At 65.8% G+C, this 23,908-nt stretch carries 25 protein-coding genes; 15 read left to right on the forward strand and 10 right to left on the reverse strand.

All coding sequences use genetic code 11. From position 1 onward, the window contains the following. Positions 1-22 precede the first annotated feature (22 nt). The 6 genes from CIK75_RS10785 to CIK75_RS10810 all read left to right on the forward strand — a co-directional run bounded on the left by CIK75_RS10785 (position 23) and on the right by CIK75_RS10810 (position 8,413). A complete protein-coding gene (locus CIK75_RS10785; RefSeq protein ID WP_096224174.1) occupies positions 23-2,152 on the forward strand; it encodes a 3-hydroxyacyl-CoA dehydrogenase NAD-binding domain-containing protein in 2,130 nt (709 codons plus the stop codon). After that, entirely contained in the window at positions 2,149-2,775 is a 627-nt protein-coding gene (locus CIK75_RS10790; protein ID WP_096224176.1) for a TetR/AcrR family transcriptional regulator, read from the forward strand. The genes CIK75_RS10785 and CIK75_RS10790 overlap by 4 nt, the downstream gene beginning before the upstream one ends. Then, positions 2,772-4,313 (forward strand): long-chain fatty acid--CoA ligase, encoded by a 1,542-nt coding sequence (locus CIK75_RS10795; protein WP_096224178.1) that lies wholly within the window; start codon positions 2,772-2,774, stop codon positions 4,311-4,313. Before CIK75_RS10790 ends, CIK75_RS10795 begins: the two co-directional genes overlap by 4 nt. 90 nt (positions 4,314-4,403) lie before the next feature. Then, positions 4,404-5,228 (forward strand): ABC transporter ATP-binding protein, encoded by an 825-nt coding sequence (locus CIK75_RS10800; protein WP_086997171.1) that lies wholly within the window; start codon positions 4,404-4,406, stop codon positions 5,226-5,228. An 82-nt stretch (positions 5,229-5,310) separates the two neighbouring features. Continuing rightward, positions 5,311-6,297 carry an iron-siderophore ABC transporter substrate-binding protein gene (locus CIK75_RS10805; RefSeq protein WP_096224180.1) on the forward strand — a complete coding sequence of 329 codons (987 nt, stop codon included), beginning with the start codon at positions 5,311-5,313 and terminating at the stop codon, positions 6,295-6,297. 7 nt (positions 6,298-6,304) lie between these two features. Next, positions 6,305-8,413 carry an iron ABC transporter permease gene (locus tag CIK75_RS10810; RefSeq protein ID WP_096224182.1) on the forward strand — a complete coding sequence of 703 codons (2,109 nt, stop codon included), beginning with the start codon at positions 6,305-6,307 and terminating at the stop codon, positions 8,411-8,413. 7 nt (positions 8,414-8,420) lie between these two features. Here CIK75_RS10810 and CIK75_RS10815 read toward each other — a convergent pair whose 3' ends face one another. The 4 genes from CIK75_RS10815 to CIK75_RS10830 all read right to left on the reverse strand — a co-directional run bounded on the left by CIK75_RS10815 (position 8,421) and on the right by CIK75_RS10830 (position 11,770). Continuing rightward, positions 8,421-9,200 carry a hypothetical protein gene (locus CIK75_RS10815; protein WP_096224184.1) on the reverse strand — a complete coding sequence of 260 codons (780 nt, stop codon included), beginning with the start codon at positions 9,198-9,200 and terminating at the stop codon, positions 8,421-8,423. Beyond that, entirely contained in the window at positions 9,197-10,006 is an 810-nt protein-coding gene (locus tag CIK75_RS10820) for a hypothetical protein (RefSeq protein ID WP_096224186.1), read from the reverse strand. The genes CIK75_RS10815 and CIK75_RS10820 overlap by 4 nt, the downstream gene beginning before the upstream one ends. A 74-nt stretch (positions 10,007-10,080) precedes the next feature. Continuing rightward, a complete protein-coding gene (locus CIK75_RS10825; RefSeq protein ID WP_096224188.1) occupies positions 10,081-10,860 on the reverse strand; it encodes a hypothetical protein in 780 nt (259 codons plus the stop codon). A gap of 160 nt (positions 10,861-11,020) precedes the next feature. After that, positions 11,021-11,770, reverse strand: a complete 750-nt coding sequence (locus CIK75_RS10830; RefSeq protein ID WP_096224190.1) for a hypothetical protein — start codon at positions 11,768-11,770, stop codon at positions 11,021-11,023. A 173-nt stretch (positions 11,771-11,943) separates the two neighbouring features. Here CIK75_RS10830 and CIK75_RS10835 point away from each other — a divergent pair, with 173 nt between their 5' ends. Both CIK75_RS10835 and CIK75_RS10840 read left to right on the forward strand, forming a co-directional pair. Next, positions 11,944-12,783 carry an SDR family oxidoreductase gene (locus CIK75_RS10835; RefSeq protein ID WP_096224191.1) on the forward strand — a complete coding sequence of 280 codons (840 nt, stop codon included), beginning with the start codon at positions 11,944-11,946 and terminating at the stop codon, positions 12,781-12,783. Beyond that, complete coding sequence (locus tag CIK75_RS10840; protein ID WP_241895410.1) at positions 12,780-13,376, forward strand: aspartate/glutamate racemase family protein; 597 nt, start codon at positions 12,780-12,782, stop codon at positions 13,374-13,376. The genes CIK75_RS10835 and CIK75_RS10840 overlap by 4 nt, the downstream gene beginning before the upstream one ends. 136 nt (positions 13,377-13,512) lie before the next feature. On the opposite strand, the gene CIK75_RS10845 is transcribed toward CIK75_RS10840, so the two are convergent. Further along, the gene (locus CIK75_RS10845) at positions 13,513-14,064 is read right to left on the reverse strand and encodes a CGNR zinc finger domain-containing protein (protein WP_158225944.1); all 552 of its coding nucleotides are present in this window, start codon (positions 14,062-14,064) and stop codon (positions 13,513-13,515) included. Between the two features lie 53 nt (positions 14,065-14,117). Here CIK75_RS10845 and CIK75_RS10850 point away from each other — a divergent pair, with 53 nt between their 5' ends. After that, positions 14,118-15,383: an MFS transporter gene (locus tag CIK75_RS10850; protein ID WP_198962435.1), complete on the forward strand. Its 1,266-nt coding sequence runs from the start codon at positions 14,118-14,120 to the stop codon at positions 15,381-15,383. Here the strand turns inward: CIK75_RS10850 and CIK75_RS10855 are convergent. Continuing rightward, positions 15,373-16,299, reverse strand: a complete 927-nt coding sequence (locus CIK75_RS10855; protein WP_096224196.1) for a LysR family transcriptional regulator — start codon at positions 16,297-16,299, stop codon at positions 15,373-15,375. The genes CIK75_RS10850 and CIK75_RS10855 overlap by 11 nt on opposite strands. A gap of 83 nt (positions 16,300-16,382) precedes the next feature. On the opposite strand from CIK75_RS10855, the gene CIK75_RS10860 reads away from it, so the two are divergent. Continuing rightward, positions 16,383-17,297, forward strand: coding sequence for an EamA family transporter (locus CIK75_RS10860; protein WP_241895411.1), 915 nt, complete (start codon positions 16,383-16,385; stop codon positions 17,295-17,297). A gap of 31 nt (positions 17,298-17,328) precedes the next feature. Here the strand turns inward: CIK75_RS10860 and CIK75_RS10865 are convergent, their stop codons facing one another. The 3 genes from CIK75_RS10865 to CIK75_RS10875 all read right to left on the reverse strand — a co-directional run bounded on the left by CIK75_RS10865 (position 17,329) and on the right by CIK75_RS10875 (position 19,347). Next, complete coding sequence (locus CIK75_RS10865; protein WP_096224198.1) at positions 17,329-17,958, reverse strand: class I SAM-dependent methyltransferase; 630 nt, start codon at positions 17,956-17,958, stop codon at positions 17,329-17,331. Positions 17,959-18,073: 115 nt separating this feature from the next. Beyond that, complete coding sequence (locus CIK75_RS10870) at positions 18,074-18,763, reverse strand: class I SAM-dependent methyltransferase (protein WP_241895412.1); 690 nt, start codon at positions 18,761-18,763, stop codon at positions 18,074-18,076. Positions 18,764-18,822: 59 nt separating this feature from the next. Further along, on the reverse strand, positions 18,823-19,347 hold the full coding sequence (locus CIK75_RS10875) for a GNAT family N-acetyltransferase (protein ID WP_086997138.1): 525 nt from the start codon (positions 19,345-19,347) through the stop codon (positions 18,823-18,825). A 52-nt stretch (positions 19,348-19,399) separates the two neighbouring features. Between CIK75_RS10875 and CIK75_RS10880 the strand changes: the two genes are divergently transcribed. Together CIK75_RS10880 and CIK75_RS10885 are read left to right on the forward strand one after the other, a co-directional pair. Beyond that, on the forward strand, positions 19,400-19,786 hold the full coding sequence (locus CIK75_RS10880; RefSeq protein WP_143413333.1) for a nuclear transport factor 2 family protein: 387 nt from the start codon (positions 19,400-19,402) through the stop codon (positions 19,784-19,786). A gap of 165 nt (positions 19,787-19,951) precedes the next feature. Beyond that, positions 19,952-20,410, forward strand: coding sequence for a hypothetical protein (locus CIK75_RS10885; RefSeq protein ID WP_096224201.1), 459 nt, complete (start codon positions 19,952-19,954; stop codon positions 20,408-20,410). A 241-nt stretch (positions 20,411-20,651) separates the two neighbouring features. On the opposite strand, the gene CIK75_RS16345 is transcribed toward CIK75_RS10885, so the two are convergent. Further along, positions 20,652-21,050 (reverse strand): hypothetical protein, encoded by a 399-nt coding sequence (locus CIK75_RS16345; RefSeq protein ID WP_198962436.1) that lies wholly within the window; start codon positions 21,048-21,050, stop codon positions 20,652-20,654. 42 nt (positions 21,051-21,092) lie between these two features. Between CIK75_RS16345 and CIK75_RS10895 the strand changes: the two genes are divergently transcribed. The 3 genes from CIK75_RS10895 to CIK75_RS10905 all read left to right on the forward strand — a co-directional run bounded on the left by CIK75_RS10895 (position 21,093) and on the right by CIK75_RS10905 (position 23,892). Beyond that, complete coding sequence (locus CIK75_RS10895) at positions 21,093-21,497, forward strand: DUF3021 domain-containing protein (RefSeq protein WP_086997128.1); 405 nt, start codon at positions 21,093-21,095, stop codon at positions 21,495-21,497. 134 nt (positions 21,498-21,631) lie between these two features. After that, on the forward strand, positions 21,632-22,174 hold the full coding sequence (locus CIK75_RS10900) for a PadR family transcriptional regulator (RefSeq protein ID WP_096224203.1): 543 nt from the start codon (positions 21,632-21,634) through the stop codon (positions 22,172-22,174). A gap of 5 nt (positions 22,175-22,179) precedes the next feature. Then, positions 22,180-23,892 (forward strand): AarF/UbiB family protein, encoded by a 1,713-nt coding sequence (locus CIK75_RS10905; RefSeq protein WP_096224205.1) that lies wholly within the window; start codon positions 22,180-22,182, stop codon positions 23,890-23,892. The last annotated feature ends 16 nt before the right edge of the window (positions 23,893-23,908 follow it).

Genomic DNA, 23,908 nt, shown 5'->3' on the forward strand with positions numbered 1-23,908 from the left:
TGCACCCCACCGGAAGGGCCCCATGACCGACCCCAGCTCCCGCCCCGCACCCCGGGTCGCCCTCTCCCGACACGACGACGTCGTCCTGCTGACCCTGTTGGCTCCGCCGGTCAACGCCCTGGGGCAGACGGCCCGCACGGCGATCGCCCAGGCACTCGATGACGTGGCGGATCTGTCAGGTGTGCGCGCCGTGGTGCTCACGGGCACGGAGAAGGCGTTCTCCGCCGGCGCCGACATCACCGAATTCGGTGGCTCCACCGACGGGATCTCGCTGCCCGAACTCGTGGACCGGATCGAGTCGTTTGCCCTGCCGGTGACCGCAGCCATCTCCGGGGTGGCCCTGGGCGGGGGGCTGGAATTGGCGATGGCCGCCCACACCCGGGTCGCGCACCCCGAGGCCCTGCTCGGGCTGCCGGAAATCACCTTGGGGCTCATCCCGGGGGCCGGCGGCACCGGGCGGCTGCCGCGACTCGTCGGGCCCGAACGGGCGCTGGCCATGATCCTGACCGGAACGCGCGTCGGTGCAGCCACTGCCGAAGGTGACGGGCTCATCGACGCGGTTCTCGATGGTGGGGATTTCTCCTGTGCCGCCGTCGCCTGGGCGGCTTCCCGGCTCGACGAGGAGCCCGGAACCGGGTCGACGCCCCCCACCAGAACCCGTGACCTGAACCGGCGGATCGCCGAAGCCGCAGCCGTTCCGGGAACCATCGAACGCCTCGCGGCCCCCGCAGTGCGCAAGGCCAAGGACCCCTTCGCGGCCCGGGCGGCAGTGGACTCCCTCGCCGCAGGCATCGAGCAGGGATTCGACGCCGGGGCAGAGCTCGAACGCGAGAAGTTCCTGGAGCGGCTGGCCAGCGACGAATCGGCGGCCGGTCGCCACCTCTTCGCCGCCGAACGGGCCAGCCGCACGCCCCGGGCCCTCGCCACCGCCCCGGGAGAAACAGCCGCCCGCGACGTGCGGCGTGCCGGGGTCATCGGTGCCGGGACCATGGGCGGGGGCATCGCGTTGGCCCTGGCCACCGCGGGGGTTCCGGTCACCGTGGTGGAAACCTCTGCCGAAGCCCTGGACCGCGGCCTGGCCCAGGTCCGGGCGACTCTGGACGTTTCGGTCTCCCACGGCAGCCGCAGCCCCCAGAGGGCCAACGAACAATTTGCTCGCATCAGCGGAAGCCTCGACTACGCCGACCTGGCTTCGGCAGACCTCATCATCGAAGCGGCCTTTGAGGACCTGGACGTCAAAAAAGAGATCTTCGCCCGGCTCGACGCCCACACCAGCGAGGACGCAGTACTGGCCACGAACACCTCCTACCTCGACGTGGACGCACTCGCCGCCACCACGGCCCATCCCGGCCGCGTGCTGGGAATGCACTTCTTCAGCCCCGCGAACGTGATGGAACTGGTGGAAGTCGTCCGGGGGGAGGCCACGGAGACCCGGGTTCTCGCCACAGCGGTTTCCTTGGCCCGGCGGCTGGGCAAATGCCCCGTCGTGGTGGGGGTCTGCCATGGGTTCGTGGGCAACCGGATGCTCGAAGTCCGTGCCCGCCAGGCCGAGGCCCTCTTGCTGGAAGGGGCGCTGCCGGGTCAGGTCGACGACGCGTTGACCGGTTTCGGTTTCCGCATGGGCCCGTTTGCCATGGCCGATCTGGCCGGGCTGGATATCGGTTGGCGCAACCGCCAGGCCCAGGGCACCACAGCTGCCGTAGGCGACGCGCTCTGCGAGGCCGGCAGGTTCGGGCAAAAGACCGGCGCAGGTTTCTTCGCCTACCGGGGACGCGAGCGTCAGGAGGACCCCGCAGTCACCGACATCATCGAAGCGGCCAGCGCCGAACAGGGGATCGAACGCCGGGAGATCGACTCCGAGGAGATCCTCGAACGGCTGCTTTACCCGATGATCAACGAGGGCGCCCGGATTCTCGCCGAAGACATCGCCGAACGCCCCGGGGATATCGACCTCATCTGGGTCAAAGGCTATAACTGGCCCGCCTACCGGGGAGGGCCCATGTTCTACGCCCAGCAGATCGGGCGCGCCCGGATCGCCGATCGGCTCCGCCAGCATGCCCGGGCCACCGGGGATCCGACGCTGGAACCGGCCCCCTGGCTGACCGAGGCGCTCCCGGACGGCCAGGGCGCCCCGGGAAATGGCCGATCATGAACGACGTGGATGGCCGTAGCGCCCGGGCCGAACGCACCCGCTCACTGATCGTCGACGCCCATTTGGGGCTGATCACCGACGGGGAACTCAAACCCACCGCCCGCCAAGTGACCGAACGCGCGGGGGTGTCCCCCCGGACGCTCTGGGGCCACTTCACCGATATGGAGGCGGTGATGGCCGCCTCCGCCCGCCAGCAACTCGATGCCAGGAAGGCGGCATTCACCCCGCCGCTCGAGGGTACCGACCTGCCCGAACGTCTCCGGGCCTTCGCCTACTACCGGGCCGCAGCCTTGGAGGAACTGGCACCACTGGCGCGGGCAGCCGATGTGCAGCGCCCCTTCTCACCCGTGCTGCAACAGAATCTGCGCCAGAACCTGGAGACAATTCGCGCAGAAATCGAAGCCCATTTCGCCGAAGAACTTGATCGGCATGAGGCGGGGGAGCGGGAACGACTCGTCGCGGCCCTGGTCGTCGCCTCCGACTGGGCCAGCTGGCAACTGCTGCGCCAGTACCTGGAACGCTCCGTTGCCGAAGCCAGAGCAGTGCTGGAAACCTCGGTGGCCGCCCTGCTGGTACTCCGCGACCCATCAGTTGAGGAACTGACGAAGGGAAACCCGGCATGACAGCATTATCCCTCGCCGCCGTTCTGGAAGGGTCGGCGCGCAAGTATCCGCAGAAGACGGCAGTGATCAGCGAAGGAACGTCCTACACCTACGCACAGCTATGGGGCCAAGCGCTTCAACAGGCGGCATCGTTGGCCGGTGCCGGGATCCGCGCCGGTGACGCGGTGGCCATCATGAGCCCCAACGTCGTGGACTTCCCACGTTCCTATTATGCCGTGCTCGCCGCCGGCGGGGTGGTCGTACCGGTCCACCTGCTGCTCACCGTCCCCGAGGTCGTGCACGTGCTGGCCGACAGTGGCGCCACGATGCTGATCTGCCACCCCTCCTTCCTGCCGGTCGGAGGTCCCGCTGCCGCGGAAGTGGGGATCCCGGTGGTGACCAGCGTCTGGCCACAGCAGGACGCGGAAGACCCGGGCCTGGACGCTGGACTGGAACCGGCGAAGCTGGCCCACTATGTGGCGCGTGAAGCCGAGGACCCCGCCGTCGTCTTCTACACCTCGGGGACCACCGGCACCCCCAAGGGGGCCATCCTGACGCAGGTGAACATGGTGATGAACGCGACCGTATCGGCGGTGGATGCCAACGACGTCCACTACGACGACGTGGCGCTGGGCTGCCTGCCGCTCTTCCACGTCTTCGGGCAGACCGCCAGCATGAACGCCGTCTTCCGGCTCGGCGCCACCCTGGTGCTGCTGCCCCGGTTCAGCGGTGCCGGGGCGCTGGGGTTGATCCGCGAGCACCAGGTCGACGTCTTCCATGGTGTGCCGACCATGTTCCACCAGCTGCTCGCCTCCGCCGAGGACGAATCCGAACTGCCGAAGCTCAGGCTCTGCGTCTCCGGGGGAGCCGCCATGGCGCAGACGTTGATGGAGCGGTTCAACGCCGCCTTCGACGTGACCATCTTTGAGGGCTACGGCCTCTCGGAAACCTCACCGGTGGTCTCCACGAACACCCCTCACGCCGGTGTGAAACCGGGCACCGTGGGGCCGGCGATCTGGGGTGTCGACGTCATGATCAGCGACCGCACCACCCCCGAGGCCCTCACCGAACTGCCCCCTGGCGAACTGGGTGAGATCCTGGTGCGCGGGCATAACGTCTTCGCCGGCTACCTCGGCAACGCGGAAGCCACCTCAGCGGCGATGATCGAGGGCTGGTTCCGCACGGGGGACCTGGGCACCATGGACGACGACGGCTTCATCACGGTGGTCGACCGCACCAAGGACGTCATCATCCGCGGCGGATTCAACGTCTACCCGCGAGAGGTCGAAGAGGTCCTCTCCCGCTGCCCCGGCATCGAGCAGGTAGCGGTCATCGGGGTCCCCGACGAGGAACGCGGCGAGGAGATCTGTGCCGTGGTCATCAGGGATACCGGGTACGACGGCGCAGAGCCCACCGCCGAGGACATCATCGCCTGGAGCAGGACCCGGCTGGCCAAGCATAAATACCCGCGGCGCATCCGCTTCGTCGGCCAGTTCCCGCTGGGGCCCAGCCATAAGATCCTCAAACGCGAACTGCGCCGCGATGTGGCGGGGGAGTAGCTCACGGTTCCGGGCATGGGGTTCCCACACCGATGCGGATCACCCCACAGGTTGGTCAGTAAGGTGAGCCTAAGCTAATATGTTTGCGTGATGTCCAATAAACCTAATGTCATGCTCACGGCCGACGGGTTGAACCTGCGCTACGGAAGCACCGACGTCGTCCACGATGCGTTCCTCACGCTGGAACCCGGCCGCATCCTGGCGCTGGTGGGCCCCAACGGCAGCGGCAAATCGACGCTCCTGCGCGCTTTGGCCCGGCTGCATGATGCCGAGTCAGGGGCCCTGCAGCTGGAAGAAGCCAGTGCCAGCACCGATGCCCTGGCCCTCAAACGTAGTGAGTTCGCCCAACGGGTGACCTTGCTGGCGCAAAGCCGTCCGGTCCCGAATGGGCTCAGTGTGCGCGACGTCGTGGAATTCGGCAGGCACCCCTATCGGGGACGCTGGCGGGCGGCCGACCCCGACGGGGCGGCAGCGATCGAGCATGCCATGGAGCTGACGGGGATCACCGGGCTGGCGAACCGCGGTGTCCATGAACTCTCAGGAGGTCAGCTCCAACGCGTCTGGCTGGCCAGCTGCCTGGCCCAGGACACCTCGATCCTGCTGCTCGACGAGCCGACCAACCATCTGGACCTGCGCTATAAGGTCGAAATCTTCGACCTGATCCACGATTTGGCCCGCGACCATCAGGTGGCCATCGGCGTCGTCCTCCATGACCTCGACGAAGCCGCCGATATTGCCGACAGCATCGCCGTCCTCTCCGAAGGCCGCATCCTCGCCAACGCCCCGGCCGAGCAAGCCCTGGAATCCGGGCTACTGAGCAGGGTCTACGGCATCGACGTCGTCACCCATACCGACCCGTTCACGGGACGGCTTCGCACCCACGCCCTCGGCAAACGCGCCGGCGCGCTCGTCTAGCCTGCCGGCTTCACGCCCGCCGCCCGCCCCGGCGGTGGAACACCCCTGCCTCCGACCACCGATCCGAAGGAACCCCTGCCCCATGAAGCTCCTGCGCCCCCTGCTCATCCTGACCACTGCGACCCTGCTGCTGACCGGTTGCGGTACCACCGAAGAACCCTCCGGGAGCACCGCTGACGGTCAGGCCCCGGCCGAGTCCACCGGCCCGGTCACCCTGACGGACACCCGTGGAAAAAAGATCGAACTCGACGCACCGGCCACCCGCGTCGTCGGCACCGAATGGGTTGTCGTGGAGGACCTGGTTGCCCTGGGAGTGATGCCCGTCGGGGCGGCGGATGTGAAGGGGTACACCGACTGGGTGAAGGCAGAACCCTTGGACGATACGGTCACCGACATCGGCACCCGGGGCGAGCCCAGCTTCGAGACCGTTGCTTCGCTGGACGCTGACCTGATTGTGGCCACCACCGATCTGCCGGAGAAGGTCATCGCCCAACTCGAGGACCTGGCACCGGTCTTCGTGATCACCCCGGCGGATGCTACCCGGCAAATTGACCAGGCCACCGAGAACCTGGACCTGATCGCCCAGGCCACCGGCACCGAGGAAGCCGCCGCGGCGACCATCGACGACTATGAGAAGGCCGTCGCCGCGGGGCGGGACACCCTCGCAGATGCCGGGCTGGACGGGGCCCGCGTGGCCTTCACCGACGGTTGGGTCGCCGACGGCCAGGTGTCCCTGAGGCCCTACCCCGCAGGATCGTTGCTGACGGATATCAATACCGAGCTGGGCCTGGAAGCACCATGGACCCTGGAGGGCGACCCCGCCTATGGGCTCGCCACGACCGACGTCGAGGCGCTGACCAAACTAAAAACCGACTATTTTGTCTACATCGGCAGCCCCGTCGACGGGGACTTCACCGACGCGCTGAAGGATAATGCGGTGTGGACGTCACTGCCTTTCGTGCAGGACGGGAACGTGGAGCGCCTCGATGACGGGATCTGGATGTTCGGCGGCCCCTCCTCGATGACTCAATATGTCAAGTCCCTGGTCTCCACCCTCACCGCTTCCTGAACGTCGGATGAGTCTCGAAACCGAACGGGCCTCCCCGCCGAGTGAAAAAGGACAGCGAACGACGCCGGGACGCCGGGGCTGGGGAATCCCCGCGGTGGTCACCACCGGACTGGGCATCCTGGTCCTGCTGAGCCTGATCCACCTGGGGCAGGGGACCGCCACCGTGGGCCCCGGTGACCTGCTGCGGATCCTGACCGGTTCCGGCACCGACCAGCAGATCGCCGTCCTGGAAGCCTCCCGTATTCCCCGGTTAGTGGCCGGCCTGCTCGTCGGGGTGGCGCTGGGTTGTGCCGGGGCGGGCCTGCAATCGGCCACCCGCAACGTGCTGGCTTCCCCGGATACCCTGGCGGTCGACGCCGGGGCACATCTGGCGATCGTCGCCGTCGCAGCCTTTGGGGTGGCCCTTCCCTCGCTGGCCTCCGGCGGGCTGGCCTTCATCGGCGGTCTGGGCGCCGCCCTCCTGGTGCTGGGACTCTCCGGGGCCGGAGGTTCAGGCAGCGGCGGTCCGATGCGTCTGGTACTGGCAGGAACCGCCATCGCGCTGGGATTATCCTCGATGACCTCGGCGCTGTTGCTGCTCTTCAACCAGGAAACCACCGGGTTGCTGGCCTGGGGCAGTGGCAGCATCGGGCATACCAGCAGCACCGATCTGCGTGAATTTGCCCCGCTGATCGTGCTCGGTGCGGTGGGTCTGCTCCTGCTGGCCCGCCGGCTGGATCTGCTCTCCCTCGGTGACGACGCCTCCCGGCTGGCGGGAGCCGACCCGCGGATCGGTAGAATCGCCGCCGTCGTCCTGGCGGTCCTCCTCGCAGCCTGTTCGGTCACCATCGCCGGTCCCATCGGCTTTGTCGGACTCTGTGCCCCGGCCATCGTGCGACTTCTGGCCTCGAAGGTCCGGGGGCTCATCCGCCATCGGGCGTTGCTGCCGGTCTCCGGGTTGGCCGGTGCCATCGTGGTGATCGGTTCGGATGTGCTGGTCCGACTGATTTTGGGTGCCTCAGCGGGGGTGGAGGTGCCCACCGGTGCCGTCACCACGGTTTTCGGGGCCGTGTTCCTGGTGGTGCTGGCCTACCGGATGAGCGACGCCGGAACGTCCATGGTGGGCGATACCTTGGCTCGGCTACGGTCGCGGACCGTGTATCTGGCGGTGGTGGCCGGGCTCGTCGTCCTGCTGGTGGGTTTCCTCGGTGCCGGTGCGCTGCTGGGGGACGCGAAGCTTCTGCTCGGAGACCTGACGAACTGGCTAACCGGGAACGCGGGTCCGACGGTCACGGCGATCCTGAACACCCGGCTACCGCGGGTTGTGGTGGCCCTTTTGGCCGGGGCCGCCCTGGCGATCGCCGGGGCCCTGATCCAGGCCGTCTCACGTAATCCCTTGGCCGAACCCGGTTTGCTCGGCGTCTCCGCGGGTGGGGGACTGGCGGCTATTGCGGTGATCACCACGGTGCCGTTGGCCGGAGCCTGGCTGGTCACCGGATCGGCGTTGGCTGGATCGACCCTCACCGCCGTGTTGGTCTTCGGGTTGGCCTTCCGCGGTGGGCTGCAACAAAACCGGTTGGTCCTCATCGGTGTCGGGATCTCTGCCGGGCTGGCGGCCCTGGTGGCCATCATCCTGGTCTCCACCGACCCGCATAATCAGGCCAAGGCGTTGACCTGGCTCTCCGGCTCGACCTATGGGCGCAGCTTCGACTCGGTGCTGCCGCCCCTGGTGGCGCTTCTGCTCGCGCTGCCGGTTCTGGCCGGGGCGCGTCGTGACCTTGACCTGCTGGCCGTAGATGACGATTCGCCCCGGGTGTTGGGCATCAGCCTGGCCCCAGCGAGGTTGGTCCTGCTCGCCACGGCCGTGATGCTGACGGCCGGCGCCGTGTCATCGGTGGGGGTTATTGCCTTCGTCGGTCTGGTTGCACCGCATGCGGCCAGGAGCCTGGTCGGATCACGCCATGCCCGGGTTCTGCCGGTTGCCGCATTGCTGGGGGCCTGCATGGTGGTGTTGGCCGACACGATCGGGCGTACGGTCATCGCCCCGGCGCAAATCCCCGCGGGCATCATGACCGCCCTGGTGGGGACCCCCTATTTCGTGTACCTGCTCTGGAGGTCCAAGGCGGGGCAACGGTAGGGCGGCTTCATCCGGCGAGCAGACCGGCGTGCTTGTTGGCATAGCGGCCGGCCTTGCGCACCTGGCGCATGGTGCGGGGCACCAGACCCGCCACGAAGACCACCAGCAGGATCAGGAAGAGGACACCGAAGAAACCGCCCTGACCCACGAGGGCTTGGCGGAGGAAGATGGTGGCCGAAGAGGCGAAGAGGTAACCGAAACCGTAGGTCTGCAACGGGACGGACACCGGCAGGACCGTGGCGACGCGGGCGGCGTGGATCTGCTCCTGTCCGTCCAGATCCATCTCCCGACCGCGCAGGACCACCTGGTTGATCCTTTTCAACTGCTCCCGGCTGTTTCCTGCGGCGCGCAGCAGTGCCTGACCCACGGACGTCGCGGAAAAGATGGCCGTGAAGGCGGCGGCCAGAAACAGCGCCTGGAGGTACCCGAGCAGTGTTTCAAACGCCGCGGCGGGTGGATTGGTGGCGCCGAACCAGGCGAAGAGGACGACGCTGATCGCCAGCCCACCGCCGAGGACGGCGCCGACCAGGGCGAACCTGCGGGCGAAGATGACCGGGGTGGCTTCCGCCCAGGAGGCGATGGCCCGTCCGCCACGCAGCGGATCCGGTGTGGAAAAGGCGTCCCTGAGCCGCCACCAGAGCGGGAACCCCAGAAGCACCAGGAGCCCCAGCCCGGTCACCAGGGCAGGAATCGGGGAGGCCGGCGCCAGCTGGCCGACGCCCAGGGCCGCGAACAGGACGAGCACGGTTCCGCTGATGGTGTAGGTCAGGAAGAACCACGTTTTCATCGGTCCTCCACGTTGGCGCCTGAGCGCTCGGCGAGAGGACGGGGAAGGTTTTCGCTGGCGTAGTGGCGGGCCCGACGCAGCTGTCCGGCGACATAGGGGATCCGGATGAGTGCGAGCAGAAGAAGGGCCGGGATGAAGGCGTCGCCGAAGCTCAGGTCGCCCAGCGGGATGTCCCGGCAGATTCCCACGGCGAGCAACGCCAGGAAGAAGGTGAGGCCGAAGCCCTGAAGACGCAGCCTGACCGGAGCCACGATCGCCACGCGGAGGGCCACCAGTTGATCGTGCTCGCTCAGGGAGAGATGCTTCCCACCCCACGCCACCTGGTTGATCCGCTTCATCCGTGCCCGCGAGTCCCCGACTGCATCATGGGAGGCGGTATCCAACGGCACGGTGGTGATCGCGACCGTGATGGCGGCCACCAGGAAGAGCCCCTGGGCAATGTAGGAGAGCACCTTCAACGCCTGATCGGGTGGATCGTTGGCAGTGGTCAGAGCGAAGACGACGACACTGATCACCAGGCCCGCACCGAGGAGGATGCCAGCCCGCGCGAAATTGCGGGTCAAGACCTGCGATGGCGTGTCCTCGGTCCACGTCTGCTCGGGAGGGCCGCCGCGCAAGGGGTCCGGGCCTGAGAACACGTGCCTGAACCGCCACCAGAACGGTGCGGCGATCAGCAGCAGGAGGCCCAGACCGGCCAGCAGCGCCGGCAGCGGGGAATCGGAGACTAGTTGGCCGACGGCAAGGGTCCCGAACAGGACCGTGAGTGTTCCGGCGATGGTGTAGATCTGGAAGGCTGAGGGTCTCATCTGGAGAGGGGTTCTCCCGTCGGTCGGAGATGGGGCTGAGGGGCGTAGGTCTCGCGCCGTACTGCTCGGAAGGTTCAGCCGGTGGGTAGTGCCGCGTCAGCGCGGGCGTAATGGCTGGCCTGTCGGACCTGCCTGGCCAGGTAGGGAATGTAGATGACCACCACAACGCCCATGAACACCAGGAGCACGATCGGCATGAGCCGGCCTTCACCGGCCATAAGTGTCCCGATGAAGGCGGTGGCGAAGTAGCTATAGAGGTAGAACAAACCGAATTTTTGCAGCGGAAGAACGACCGGAACGAGGACGGCCATGCGGGCCGCCCCGCGCCGTTGTTCGTCGGTGAGGTCGACGTCCTGCCCACGCAGGACCGCCTGGTTGATCCGGTTCATCTGTCCAGGGTTGACGTCCGCGGCGTCGCGGAGCACGTTATTCACCGCGAACGTCACGATGATCGCCGTGAGGCCGGCCACCACGAACATCATCTGTACATGGAAAGACAGCGACTCCAGCGCCTCGGGGGCCGGGTTGGTGGCGCCGGTCAGGGCAAACGCTATGACGCTCACGGCCAGCCCCGCGCCAAGGATGGCACCAATGACGGCGAATTTATTGCCGACCAGCTTCCGGGCCTCGGGGGTCCAGAATATGCCGGAGGGATCATGGCGCTTGACACCCTGAGCGGATAAAGCACGTCTGAAGCCGCTCCAAGCCAGCGCACCGAGGACCACGAGGAGGCCCAGTCCGGTCAGCAGGGCAGGGGCCGGTGACCCCGGAGCCAGCTGACCGACGCCATAGGTCCCCAACAGGACGGCCAGGGTGCCGGCGACGGTGGAGACGAGGAAGGCTGCGACTTTCATCTATTGGGTGGAACTCCCACTGATCGAGGTACCCCGAAGGGCCTGCTGCTTCCCACGCTACCCGTCTGCGGTTGACGATGTCAGCGGCTGTTCCCGAGGTGACGAGCCGTTGCCGTGGAACTAGGTCCTCCGAGGAAGAGGCGGATGCGCTCTCCTGAAGCTACTGGGAGGAAGCGTGGGTTGTCTTGGCCTGCTGCAGCGAGGTGATCATCGCCTTGATCTGCAGGTATTCGCGAGTCCGGGTGTAGGCCTTGAGCCGTTTGATTCCCTTCAACTTCGAGGAGATTCCGGCCAACGGAGTATCCGGCCCGATATCTCGACGAAAGATGCCGCTGCCGCCCACATAGGAGAAACGACGCGACGAGGCCGAGGCTTCATCATCTTGCTCATCATGGGGGGCCAAAGCCATGGAGGCGTCCTCGCCGTTCCCGCCCACTGCGTCGTACACGAAATCGTGTTCCTCGATGAACGTCGGGGCTGAGTCGAATCTGGTGTAGGGCAGGTTCGTATCGCCCGCGTCCTTCCCAGCCAGCGGGGCGTCGCCGGAGATGAACTCGGCCATGACCTCGCCATCTTCGTTCAGAACCCGTACGTGACCGGCCTCGGGGCGGTCGGCGCTGCGAGAGCGGACCTCTAGCTCCTCCACGGTCCAGGCGGGGGGTGCCTCGAACTCGAAGTAGCCGTTGGCCACGGAACGAACCAGCATCCGGATCCGGGTCGAATCGGTGGCCATGGGGATCGAGCCTGCGGTTGAACTCCGGGGTGGTGGCGTCTGGGCCCCGGGCGTGGCGCAGGCCGTGAACAGGACCAGCGATACCAGTGCCATGACGGAGTGTGCCACGGAACGGCGTCGTGAAAGGTTCATGGTTTCCCCCGGAAGGACATCCCGGTACTCGGTGGTCCGGGCCACAAGGCGTGTTGAGCAGAATTCTATGTAGAACGAGTGGAAAAATCTTCTTACCCACGAGTACATGACCATCCGCGTCTGTGGGTGGTCCTCTGGGGGGCTGCCCAGAGAAGGCAGCCGGTGGTCCAGCGCCGATAGGATGGGAGGCCCGAACGTCTTCAAGGAGAAAACCACGGATGACCGTATTGATTGCTGGATGTGGCGATGTGGGGACCGAAGCCGGGCTGCGTTTTGCGGCTCTCGGGCACCGGGTCATCGGCTGGCGACGCTCGGCAGCGAAGCTGCCGGAAGCCATCGAGCCCGTGGTGGCGGACCTGACCGGCGAATTGCCTCCCGTGCCGGCCGACACCACCATCGTCGTCGTGGCCCCGGCGGCCGGGGAGCGGAGCGAGGAGACCTACCGGCAGGTCTATCTGGCGGGGCTGGCCAACGTCCTGGATGCGCTGGAACGAGACGGTGTGCACCCCGAGCGCATCATTGTCGTCTCCTCCACGGCGGTCTACCCCAATGTCGATGGAGTGTGGATGGACGAGAACAGCCCCCTGGACCCGCCGACCGCTACGGCAGCGGTGCTCTGCGAAACCGAAGAACTGCTGGCCGCCCGGGCCCCGCAGGGCACCGTGCTGCGCCTGTCAGGTATTTATGGGCCCGGCAGGACGCGCCTGATCGACCAGGTGCGCAACGGAACGGCCGACCCGGCCGCCGCCCCGCGCTATACCAACCGCATCCACCGTGACGACGCGGCAGCTGCGATCGTCCATCTGGCCACGGCCGTGGATGAGCCGGGCCCGCTGTATCTGGGCGTTGACGAGGAGCCGGTCAGTCAACTCCAGGTGCTCTCCTTCCTCGCCGGGCGACTGGGGGTTCCGTGGCAGGAGGTTCCGTCTGAGGGCCAGCCCGCCGGTAAGCGGCTGCGTGGAGATTTGCTGCGCGCCACCGGTTTCGCATTCGCCTATCCGAGCTACCGGGAAGGCTACGCCGCGGTCCTCGACGGGCACGGGGTTCGCCACCCGTGAGAACTGCCCCTCCCCGCTCCGGCGGCTTGGTGCTGCTGATCAATCCGAACACCAACGAGGACACCACCTCCCTGATGGCCGGCCTTGCCGAGGGGGAGTTCGCCGGTTCCGGGTTTGAGCTGCTCGCGGTGACCGTCCCATCGGGACCACGGATGATCGTGGACTCCAGGGCCCTGACCGAGGCCGGAGAGCAGGTGCGGCGTACCGTCCACGAGGTCCTGGCCTCTGAACAGGGCGCTCGGGTGGCCGCGGTCATCGTCGCAGCTTTCGGTGACCCGGGCCGCAGCACGCTGGCCCGGGAGATCGGAATCCCTGTCGTTGGCATCGGCCAGGCCTCCATTCTGGCCGCTGCGCGGGGAGGCCGACGGTTTGGGATGGCCACCACCACCCCGCGACTGGTTCCCTCCTTGGAGCGGCTCGCACACGAGCATGCCGAGGCAGGGCTTTTCTGCGGGGTCGAGACCACTGCCTCGGGCCCGGTGCAGCTCGCCAGCGACCCCGAAGCCCAATTTGCCGAACTGCAGAGCGCGGCACTGCGCTCCCGGGCGGCCGGCGCCCGCGCCGTCATCATCGCCGGGGGGGCCGTTGAGTGAGTCCGCGCGTCGACTAGCGGCGGGCGGTGCGGTGGAGATCATCGAACCGATCCCCAGTGCCTGCGCCCTGATCCGCGAACTCCTCTGATCGTGTGTTCTTCACCACCGGGGAACGTCCCAGCGGAAATTTAGGGCATTACAGTTCCCTGGCCTGGCGGTGCCTGCGCACCCGGGTCCTGTTCGCACAGCCGCGTTGCGGGCAGAAGCGCGCCGAAGCGTTGCGGGTGCGGTCGGCGAAGTAGCGCGAACAGTCCGAGGCTGCGCAGCTGCGGAGCCTTCGCGGTGAATGCCGCAGCACGAAGTCCATGAGCCCGGCGGCACATTCGGCGGCCACGTGCCTCCACAGCAGGTCCCCCGGAATGTGGTGATCCAGATGCCAATCGTGCCCGTCGTGGTTGGAAAGCCGCGGGGTGCAGCCGCCCTCGGCGGCCAGCGAGTTCAGTGAGGGAGCCGCCTGAGCGATGTCGTCGGCGTCCATCACGGCGCGCAGTTGCCCCCGGACGGCCCTCAGGTGGGTGGCGTCGTCGTCGGTGGCCCGCCGGCGCGCTGCTACATGGTGCCTGGCCAGGAGTTCGGCCACGTCCCCGGCATGGGCCAGCCGGTCATCATCGGTGGCCGCCGTATTCACGAGGTCGATGGCGAGGTCCACCGCCCATCCCTTGTAATGCTCAAAATCGTTATTGGCCATGTTGCAAGAATAGCAGGGTCTTCCTAGGCTGGGCGTGCCCCAGACGAAGGACGATGATGAACCCAGCAGAGACAGCGCCATCCACCGCAACACACGGTGCCGGAACCGAAGCAAAAGTTCCCACCGCCGCCGCGCACCGCTCGCTGGTGCCGTTGTGGTTCGCCGCGATAGCCGTCGTCGTGGTGGGTCTGAACCTCCGCCCGCCGATCACCGCCGTGGCCCCGTTGATCGGGCAGATCCAGGATTCGCTGGGCTTCTCTTCGGCCATCGCCGGGCTGGTGACCTCCACCCCGCTGCTCAGCTTCGTCCTGCTCTCTTCCCAGGCACCACGGATCGGCCGCCGCTTCGGCATCGAACGCACCATATCCGCCGCGCTGGTCGTCATTCTGGCCGGCACCGGGCTGCGGATGCTCCCGGGCACCGGGTTCCTCTTCGCCGGGATGGCGCTGGTCGGCGTGGGCATCACCTTCGGTAACGTCCTGCTCCCGGCTCTGATCAAACGCGACTATGCCGGACGCACCGGGATCCTCACCGGGCTGTACACCACGGCCCTGTTCACCGGTCCGGCAGCAGCCGCCGGCCTGACCTTGCCGCTGCAGCGCGCGCTGGGGCTGGATTGGTCCGGGGCGCTGGCCCTGTGGGGGATCCTGCCGATCATCGGGTTGGTCGTCTGGATGCCTTTCCTGCGTGGAAGCAAGCAACCGGCCACCGGTGCCGGACATCTTCAAACGCACGACGGCGGGGTCTCCGTCTGGCGGCAGCCGCTGGCCTGGGCGGTGACCCTGTATTTCGCGGTGCTTTCGCTGGTCTTCTATACGGCCAACGCCTGGTTGCCCGTGATCCTCATGGATGCAGGCCTGCCTGCCGCCGAAGCAGGCAATGCCCTGTCGATCGCCAACCTGGCGGCCATTATTCCCGCCCTGATCTCCTCGATCGCCGTCGCCCGCCACCATTCACAGATCGGCGGGGCCGTGGCGGGAACCCTGCTGACCGTTGCGGGAATCATCGGCGTCCTGTCGGCGCCCACCGGGCTGACCCTGCTGTGGATGCTGCTGCTGGGCGTGGGCTTCGGCATCATGACCGGCGTCGGCTTCTCCTTGCCCTTGCTGCGGGCCCGCGGCGGCTCGGCGACCGCGGAGCTGGGGGCCATGTCCCAGACCATTGGCTACTCGATGTCGGCCAGTGGGCCGCTGTTGGCGGGGGTGCTGCACGACCTGACGGGAAGCTGGACGGCGTTGCTCTGGGTTCTGCTCGTGGCTCTGATCGTCCAACTCCCGGCGGGGATGGTGGCCGGACGCAGCGGCTACGTCAGGCACTGATCCGATCGAGGACCAGGGCCAGCGCCGGCCACGCACTGCGACCGCGGCGGATGCGGGCGAAGGCGCGCAACCTGATATCGGGATCATGGAGTTCCAGGATGGTGATCCCCTCCCGGGGCGGCCGGTTCTCGGGGAGCAACCCGACGCCGAGGCCGGCCAGGATGAGGTCCTCGACCAGATCCAAGCTGTCGGACTGGTGGCGCAGCACCGGTTCGAATCCGGCCATCGAAGAAATGATGCGCAGCACCGTCTCATCGGCGATATTGCGTGAATTCCCGATCCAGTCGTGGTCGCGGAACGCGGAGAACACCGTGGCCGCATCCGGGGCGGCGGATCCCGGGGCGTCCCGGTCCCCGGTGGCCGGAAGAAACCCTAGCCGGCGGGCGTCGGCCGTCGGTACACCCAGTCCCCACGGGGTGCTCCACAGCGGCAGGGTGTCCACTCCGGCATCGACCTGGTCGGGGGCCAGGTTGTAGTCATAGGTCAGGGCCAGATCGATCTGGTCCACGCCCAGGAGCTTCATCGCCTCCGCCGGTTCGTGTTCGAAGACCACGATGTCCATGCTGGGGTGGCGGTCGGCCAATTCGGCGATGACCGGCATCAAGGTCGTGCGGATCGCCGTGGCGAAGCCGGCCACCCGCAGGGTCCCCGAGGGGGCCGCCCCCGGGACCAGATCGAGACGGGCCGAGTCGACGGCGGTCAGGATGGCCTCGGCATGATCGGCCAGCCTGCGTCCTGCGGGAGTCAGGCGCACTCCGCGACCTGCGGGTTCCAGAAGCCGGGCGCCGGTCTCCCGCGCTAGGAAGGCGATCTGCTGGGAGACGGTCGACGTCGTCGTGCCCAAGAGATCGGCCACCCCGCGCATCGAGCCCATCCGGGAGAGTTCGTAGAGATATTGCAGACGCCGGGTTTCCATCCTTCTATTGTGCAGGAATCCTGGACGATCTGTTGAGGATTGTCACGTGGACGTTGACGGAGTATTTCCGTTCCAATGGACCCATGAACTCCTCACCCCGCCTGGCACAGAGCTCGGCAGGCACCGGCTCGCTGATGGCGCTCGCCGCGATGGTCTGCGTCCAGTTGGGGTTGGCCGTCTCCGTCGGACTCATCGACACGTTGGGTCCAGCCGGGGTCGCCTGGCTGCGCCTGTGCTGGGCTGCGGTGATCCTGGTCGTGGTGGGACGCCCGTGGAAGGTTGCGTACAGTCGGGCGGCCTTGGGCACCAGTGCCTTGCTGGGGGTGGCGACTGGAGGGGTGACGATCTTCTTCATGTTCGCCGTCGAACGGATTCCGTTGGGCACCGCCAGCGCGCTGGAGTTCCTCGGACCGCTTTCCGTCGCCATCGTCCAGGGACGGGGCGCAGCACGCTGGTGGGCACTGGTCGCCGGGGCCGGTGTCCTGGGACTGACCGAACCCTGGCTGGGGGCCACGGATCCGGTAGGGATCTGCTTTGCCCTCTGCGCTGCCGCCTGCTGGGCCGGCTACGTGCTGTTCACCCAAAAGGCCGGTGACGCCGTCTCGGGAATCAGTGCGCTGGCGATTTCTATGCCGGTGGCCGGAGTCGTGGCCACCCTCGCGGTCGGTCCCTCCGTCCTCGGAGACCTGGACTGGCCGATCCTGCTCTGGGGGTTCGGCTTGGCCCTGCTCCTGCCCGTCATCCCTTTCAGTCTCGAAATGCTGGCCCTGCGGAAGCTGACCACCGCAGCCTTCGGAACGTTGATGTGCCTGGAACCGGCGATCGCCGTGCTGATCGGGTTGACCATCCTGCATCAGGTCCCGCGTCCGGCAGCAGTCATCGGGATCGTCCTGGTCATCGCCGCAGGGATCGGGGCCACCAGAACCGGCCAACGACGCACGACCCCCGATACCTCCACGGTTGCTGCCACGGCGGGCGATGTGGGGGAGGAACGGTAGAGCCTGCTCTTCGGTGCAGCAGGTGAGTCCATCAGGCCAAGAGGAAGATCCCGTCGGGCCCCTGGGGCGGACCCTGTGTGCCGGGTGCCGAGAAAACGCTGACCGACCAGGGGGAGTCGGCGCTCAAGGGGCCCAGATGCCAGTCGGCGTAGCGCTGAGCCAGCTCCAGCCCGGCTGATGCCACAGCCCGATCCTGATCGCCGGGCCCACCGCGGACTGCGGTGGTGGTTCCGACCACCAGCGTTCCGCCGGGATTCAACAGGGCGGCCACGTGCCCGAAGACTTCCTCGAGTTCGTCCCCGGAGAGGAATGCCGGGACGTTTCCCGACATGAGGATGACGTCGTAGGAGCCGGGAAGGCCCTGGCGAACCAGCTGTGACGGGGCGATCTCCACGGCGCCGAGAGCGAGAAACCATGAGGGCTCGTAAAGCTCTACTGCCACGTCGAGGACGGTGGGAGTGGGATCGATCCCGTAGGCTGCGTGGCCTCTGCTGCGCAAGGCAGCAACGGCAGTGCCGATCCCGCAGCCGACGTCGAGGATCCGGGCACCGCGAACGCTGATCATGTCGACGAAGCGGGCCTCGACTTCCATATCAATTCCAGATAGTACGAGGTGCCGCATTTTTGCTGCGTAGTTGCGGTAGTCGGGCTGGGGGATCATCGATCCAGTCTGACATGGGGTGGCAATGAATCCTGGAGCTGTGAGTGCCCGCAAGCCAGGCCCCCAGGAGCAGGGGCGCGAATGGATATGTCGTGGGTCCAGCTGTTGCTCTTGTTCAGCTTCGCTTGCCGGCGATCACGATCAGTTCACCCTGGCCTTCCCCGACGACTTCGCCAGCCCAACCGCCGAGCACCTGTTCGAAAGTGAACCCGGCTGCCCTGAGATCCTGGCGCAGCTGTGCTTCAGGGCGGAAGGCGAGAACCAGCGTAGCGGTCTCTTCCTCGTGGCCGCGATGGAGCCGGTGTTCAGTCAGAAGTGCCAGCCCGTCGCGTGGGACAGTGCCATCAATCCACGTTTCGACGATTGTGCCATCGGGGAGTGTGTAGGTATCCCGTGTGTTGGCCGGAGTCCACCGCTCCCAGACCCGGGCCGCAGGATCGCGGGAGTCGAAGGCTAAACGTCCACCGAGGACCAGTGCTCGATGAAGATCTTCAAGGGTTTGGGCCCAGGCCGCCTCGTCGCTAATGGCTTGGGCCATGTGGGAGGTCATGTGGGAGGTCATGATGGCGGTATCGAAGAGAACCCCGTCGGGGATCCGGGTGGATGTTCCGTGAACCCACCTGATGTTCTCGGTGTCCGGTTTCCTCTGTGCGGCGTCAAGGGCGTCGGCATCCGGATCGATGCCGACGACGTGATGACCATCGGCAGCGGCGGCCCGGGTGAGTCGTCCAGTGCCGCATCCCAGATCAAGAACCTGGCTGCTGGGGAGTTCGTTGATGACGGACAAGAAGAACGCGCCGTCCACCGACCACAGGTTCTCTGCGTCGTAGAGGGCGGTGAGCTGTTCTCAGGTCAAGGGTGAAGTCATGGCCCCACGGTACGGTCGTTCAGTGATGCCGTCATCTGGATGCGACGCCCGTAGCCAGGCAGCCCGAGATCCTCTTCGATATCGATCAAGCCACGGTGAAAGTTCGTTTCGGGAGCCTGTTCAACAAAGCCTGCGCGTGCGTAGAACGGTGCGTTCCAGGGGATGTCTGCATAGGTCCGCAAGGAGATGCGGTCGTAGCCGCGTTCCCGGGCTTCATCGAGAGCTGCGTCGAGGAGGAGTCGACCGTAGCCACGTCGACCGTAGGCGCGTGCCACGGACATCTGTTCCAGATGGGCAAGCCCCTCGGCTTCCAGGACATGGACGAAGCCGACAAAGGCGGGTGAATTGCTTTCTTCAGCAACCAAGAGGTATCCGTTCTCGGACGCCCTCGAGGCACCGGACGGGGCAGGAGGCCAATGATCGGGAGACAACCATTTGATCAGGATCCGGTCGGCATCGTTCTCTATCGCTTCGACCGACGCCTCATCTGCTGGGGTTGCAGAGCGAATTCGAAGGGCCATGGTTCGATCGTACGACGACGGTGCGGCAGCCGATGCTGAGTACACTCGGCGCATGGTCACCATTCACGAAGAACCGGACTGCGGAAACTCCCCGCGCAAGGAAATCCTCAGGGATCTGGTGGTTGCTCTCGCGCAACGGGACGTCGAACACCTGGAGGCGGTCCTTGACGAAGACGTTTCATGGACAGTCGTCGGGGAGCAGACCGTGTCCGGGCGCGCAGCGGCCCGGGGAATGGCGCTGGCCCTTCCACCAGCCGACGAGTTGACGTTTGGAACGTTCCTGACCCATGGGCGTGGGGCCGGGGTCGATGGAGTGCTTCGGCTGGCTGATGGAGGAGAAACCGCGTTTTGCCATGTCCTGCGTTTCAAGAGCACGGCGAAAACCGCGAAGGTCGCCGACATCAACAGCTACCTCATCAAAGTCTCCGGGGAATCGTAAAGGAACGTGACGAGGCGCGGAAAGATTTTCACCACTTATCCGTGTCATACGATGGCCGAAGCTGCAGATGCTTGGCCACTACAGAGGGGGATGTAGCGGGCAATGACTGAACTTCGTGACGGATCGGAGTCCTCAAGGACTATTGGCAGGTCCAGGGCAATTGCCTTGTTGATCGTTGCCCCCGCAAGTTCCATCGTCCTGGTCCCCCTCCTGTATCTGGCCGTGAACCCATGGCTACCGAGCCGGGCAGTTGTCCATGTCGGCACCGACAGCGTCGAATATGGTTCTCTTTCACTCCTGCTGGCAGGGGCCTGTTCCCTCGCAGCAGTGGCGTTCATCATCGGTGGTGCGACAGCAAGGGGCTTCTTGAAGGAAAGCCATTGGTATCAAACCGAGAAATCCATCGCCGTCGGGATGGAGGCCGGTGGCTTCGGTTTGATTGGTTTTGCGGTGGCCAGCATTTTGGCCATCGTCGGCGTCGCGCCCAACGAGGTGTCGAGCGATTCGGTGGGCTGGGGCTTGCTGGGTTTCGTGTCTCTATTTATCGCGGCGATCTGTGCCTATGTTGTTTTCCTGCCGCGCGCGCAGATCGAAACTCTGGCCACTGACGATTCGTCACTCTGAACACTGACCCGGAGGGGCCCAGGAATCCTTAACTGTTACTTCGGTGCAGTGTGAGTCGCTTCGAGAATGCGGCCCGAAGCACTCTGGTCCATAAAGTTCGCCGAAAGGGCGAGCTGGCTGGAGCACCGCATTCCGTTTCGGTGCGATCCTGGCTTTCTTCCACGAGGGCGTTGTGGAGGGGTCTGAAAAACAACGGCCAGGAGATGATCGCGATACCCCGTGGCCTCAAGAACAGTTCGTGTCAGAGCAGCGTTGAGTCCTTTGGGTTACTGAAGGCCGCAAAGGAATGGTGTCCGTGGAAGCCCGCTGGGCCAGTGAATCGGAACTCCACCCGCTGGCCGGGTTCATAGTGCTTGATGACGTAACGGACCGGGCCGTGCCTGCCGGCGGAACCTACCTCGAGTCCTCGGTCCAGGCGCATGGCAGGCCACTCACTGCAGGGCCAGAGCCGATCATCGGAGCTGGCCAGGGAATCGATCAACTGGGCGACCACTGCTGGGGGTGCGGCAATTCTTCGCTCATGCACGTTGAGGACCATGGAGGACAAGATACCGGAGGGCGCTGGCAGCGGATACGTTTTTCGGGAGGGTGCCGAGCCGTGCGTGGTTTTCGTCCAGGAGTCCATCGTGCCTTCAGCCATGGCCCGCCGACTCGGGATTGCCGATCCGGCTACGATTGAGCCATGAAGCTCTGGGGGAAAGCAGTGCTACGGGGCAGTATTCCGCTCGTGATCATGTCGGGTATTGCGGCGAGACTGGCGGCGTTGGACAAGACATCAGACGCACGCGGCACGCTGACTGCCGGTGTCATCGTCGCTTCGATCATGGCGGCCTCGGTGATCTACGACGTTGAAGCTTGGTCCCTGAGGCGCCAGACGGTCGTTCACTTTTTGGCGATGGCCCTGACGGTTTTTCCCGCTCTGTGCTTGAGTGGCTGGTTCCCCGCACAGACAGCTGCGGACATTCTGGTCATCGGAGGGTACTTTCTGATTGTCGGGCTCGTCGCTTGGGTTCTTGCGTATTGTGTTTTCGGTATCGTCGTTCCGCGTCTTCAAAAACGGGGCAGCACGTCAGCCAGCCAGCAATAAGGCCAGTGATCACCCCCATCGTGGATTCGGAGCGCGAGAAGGTACTCGGGGCCGCATTCCCTTGGCTTTACGTGTATCGCGATATATCGTTGAGTATCGCTGTACATCGTTGGCGATTTCAGAAGGAGAGCAGAATGCGTAATTCATATCCGTCAGGTGGATTCGACGGCAACAACATGGATGGCATGTGGCAAGCCGTTGAAGAACTGCGTGCCCGCTTCGGAAAGCGCCCGGGAACACGTGCAGGACGGGGCGAGGTACGCACTGCCGTCCTGGCCTTGCTCGCGGAACGCCCCATGCACGGATACCAGATCATCCGCGAAATCGAAGAGCGCAGCGGTGGCAGATGGAAGCCCAGTGCCGGCTCCGTCTACCCGACCCTGCAGCTGCTCGCCGACGAGGGTTTCATCAGCGCCGAGGAGTCCAACGGCCGGAAGATCTACTCGCTGACCGAAGCCGGTCGGGAAGACGTGGCCGACAACGACGAACCGGCTCCTTGGGAGAACCAGGGGTCATCATCGGGGTCCGGTTTCGCTGCGCTGCCCAAGTCCGGCATCGAGCTGGCACAGGCCGCTTCCCAAGTGGGACGTACGGGCACGCACGAGCAGGTGCAGGAAGCCGTGACGGTGCTCGACGAGGCGCGTCGTCGGCTGTACTCGATCCTCGCACAAGGCTGACACGGGTGGCATCGGTTCGTCGAAGCCGGGCGGATCCGACGGCGGGCGCGGGGAACACCCGCGCCCGCTATCGGCGTATCCTGCGTTTCGCGGCTTGGCATCTATCGGTGACCTGGTGGTTCGAACTATTCCTGCCTCGTATCGGGCTGGCCAAGATCGCCGAACGTACCCGGACCAAGCGCATGCTCAATTTCGCACAACGTTTCCATCGGCTCGCCGTGGAACTGGGCGGACTCATGATCAAGGTGGGCCAGTTCCTGTCGTCCAGACTCGATGTGCTCCCGCCGGAGATCACTGCCGAATTGGAGGGGCTTCAGGACGAGGTGCCTCCCGTCCCGTTCCCGGCCATTCGTGCCTTAGCCGAGGCGCAACTGGGTGCGCCGTTGGAGCTGGTGTTTGCTTCGATCGAGGAGATACCCATCGCTGCAGCCTCCCTCGGACAGGCGCACCAGGCCAGGCTTCTGCCAGCAAACGCGGAAGACACCGGGCTCGAGAACGTGGTGGTGAAGGTCCAACGACCAGGCATCGATTTGATCGTCGATGTCGATCTTGCGGCCTTGCGGAAGGTCGGACGCTGGCTCAGTCACGTGCGTCTGGTGTCGAAGCGCGCGGATATGCCCGCCTTGGTCGAGGAGTTTGCCCAGACCAGCCTCGAAGAAATCGACTATTTGCAGGAGGCGGCAAACTCGGAGCGTTTTGCCGTCGATTTCGCTGACGACGACCGGGTGGCCGTGCCCGAGGTCGTCTGGGAGCGGTGCACCCGACGCGTCCTGACGCTGGAGGATGTCACGGCCATCAAGATCACCGATGCAGCGGCGCTGCGCGCTGCCGGCATCGACCCGGTGAAGGTGGCACCGGTTTTCGCTTCGGTGATGTTCGACCAGATGTTCACGAACGGCTTCTTCCATGCTGATCCCCACCCCGGGAACATCTTCGTCACCCCAACCGGCGACTCCTCTGCGGAACACCCGTGGAAGCTGACGTTCATCGACTTCGGCATGATGGGGGACGTTCCACCCAGTACGCGTCGCGGCTTGAGGAAACTGCTGATCGCCGCCGCGTCCCGCGACGGAAAAGGATTGGTTTCCGCGATCAACGACGTCGGAGTATTGGTGTCCTCTGCCGACACGGTCGAATTGGAGCGCGCGATGGTCCAGCTCTTCGCCCGGTTCGGAGGAATGGGTTTCGCCGAACTCAAGGACGTGGATCCGCAGGAGTTCCGTGAGTTCGCCGTCGAATTCGGTGACGTTGTTCGCTCGCTCCCGTTCCAGCTACCGGAGAACTTCCTGCTCATCATCCGGGCCATGTCGTTGACCTCCGGGGTCTGTAGCACGCTGGATCCCCGATTCAATCTGTGGGACTCCGTCGAGCCCTATGCGGCGCAGCTGGTGCGTGACGAACGCGGCAACGTGGTTCAGGACTTGGCGCAGCAAGGGTTCGACGTCGCCAAAGTCGCACTCCGCCTACCGAAGCGCCTGGATGGGCTCATCACCGGGCTCGAAGACGGTTCCCTGTCGGTGGGCAGCCCCCGGCTCGAACGGCAGGTCGCCAGACTCCAGCGCACCGTCCAACGCGCGGTCGCCGTCGTGGTCTTCGGAGCGGTGCTGATCGCCGGTTCACTGGTCCGTCCCGATGACGTGGTGTTGGGCAACGTGTTGATGTCGGTCTCTGTCGTCCCGCTGCTCATGGGACTGTGGGCGGGGCGACGAAGGCCCTGAGGCGGCAAGCTCACCG

The sequence above is a fragment of the Glutamicibacter sp. BW78 genome, from assembly GCF_002332245.1.
In the GTDB taxonomy this organism is placed as follows: Bacteria; Actinomycetota; Actinomycetes; order Actinomycetales; family Micrococcaceae; genus Arthrobacter_H; species Arthrobacter_H rhombi_A.

Coding starts and splice junctions, on each gene's coding strand:
- CIK75_RS10880 (WP_143413333.1), top strand. CDS start 19,400: ATGGTCACCATTCACGAAGAACCGGACTGCGGAAACTCCCCGCGCAAG.
- CIK75_RS10825 (WP_096224188.1), bottom strand. CDS start 10,860: ATGAAAGTCGCAGCCTTCCTCGTCTCCACCGTCGCCGGCACCCTGGCC.
- CIK75_RS10820 (WP_096224186.1), bottom strand. CDS start 10,006: ATGAGACCCTCAGCCTTCCAGATCTACACCATCGCCGGAACACTCACG.
- CIK75_RS10895 (WP_086997128.1), top strand. CDS start 21,093: ATGAAGCTCTGGGGGAAAGCAGTGCTACGGGGCAGTATTCCGCTCGTG.
- CIK75_RS10860 (WP_241895411.1), top strand. CDS start 16,383: ATGAACTCCTCACCCCGCCTGGCACAGAGCTCGGCAGGCACCGGCTCG.
- CIK75_RS10800 (WP_086997171.1), top strand. CDS start 4,404: ATGTCCAATAAACCTAATGTCATGCTCACGGCCGACGGGTTGAACCTG.
- CIK75_RS10835 (WP_096224191.1), top strand. CDS start 11,944: ATGACCGTATTGATTGCTGGATGTGGCGATGTGGGGACCGAAGCCGGG.
- CIK75_RS10785 (WP_096224174.1), top strand. CDS start 23: ATGACCGACCCCAGCTCCCGCCCCGCACCCCGGGTCGCCCTCTCCCGA.
- CIK75_RS10795 (WP_096224178.1), top strand. CDS start 2,772: ATGACAGCATTATCCCTCGCCGCCGTTCTGGAAGGGTCGGCGCGCAAG.
- CIK75_RS10855 (WP_096224196.1), bottom strand. CDS start 16,299: ATGGAAACCCGGCGTCTGCAATATCTCTACGAACTCTCCCGGATGGGC.
- CIK75_RS10845 (WP_158225944.1), bottom strand. CDS start 14,064: ATGGCCAATAACGATTTTGAGCATTACAAGGGATGGGCGGTGGACCTC.
- CIK75_RS10810 (WP_096224182.1), top strand. CDS start 6,305: ATGAGTCTCGAAACCGAACGGGCCTCCCCGCCGAGTGAAAAAGGACAG.
- CIK75_RS10790 (WP_096224176.1), top strand. CDS start 2,149: ATGAACGACGTGGATGGCCGTAGCGCCCGGGCCGAACGCACCCGCTCA.
- CIK75_RS10865 (WP_096224198.1), bottom strand. CDS start 17,958: ATGATCCCCCAGCCCGACTACCGCAACTACGCAGCAAAAATGCGGCAC.
- CIK75_RS10850 (WP_198962435.1), top strand. CDS start 14,118: ATGATGAACCCAGCAGAGACAGCGCCATCCACCGCAACACACGGTGCC.
- CIK75_RS10815 (WP_096224184.1), bottom strand. CDS start 9,200: ATGAAAACGTGGTTCTTCCTGACCTACACCATCAGCGGAACCGTGCTC.
- CIK75_RS10900 (WP_096224203.1), top strand. CDS start 21,632: ATGCGTAATTCATATCCGTCAGGTGGATTCGACGGCAACAACATGGAT.
- CIK75_RS16345 (WP_198962436.1), bottom strand. CDS start 21,050: ATGGCTGAAGGCACGATGGACTCCTGGACGAAAACCACGCACGGCTCG.
- CIK75_RS10875 (WP_086997138.1), bottom strand. CDS start 19,347: ATGGCCCTTCGAATTCGCTCTGCAACCCCAGCAGATGAGGCGTCGGTC.
- CIK75_RS10805 (WP_096224180.1), top strand. CDS start 5,311: ATGAAGCTCCTGCGCCCCCTGCTCATCCTGACCACTGCGACCCTGCTG.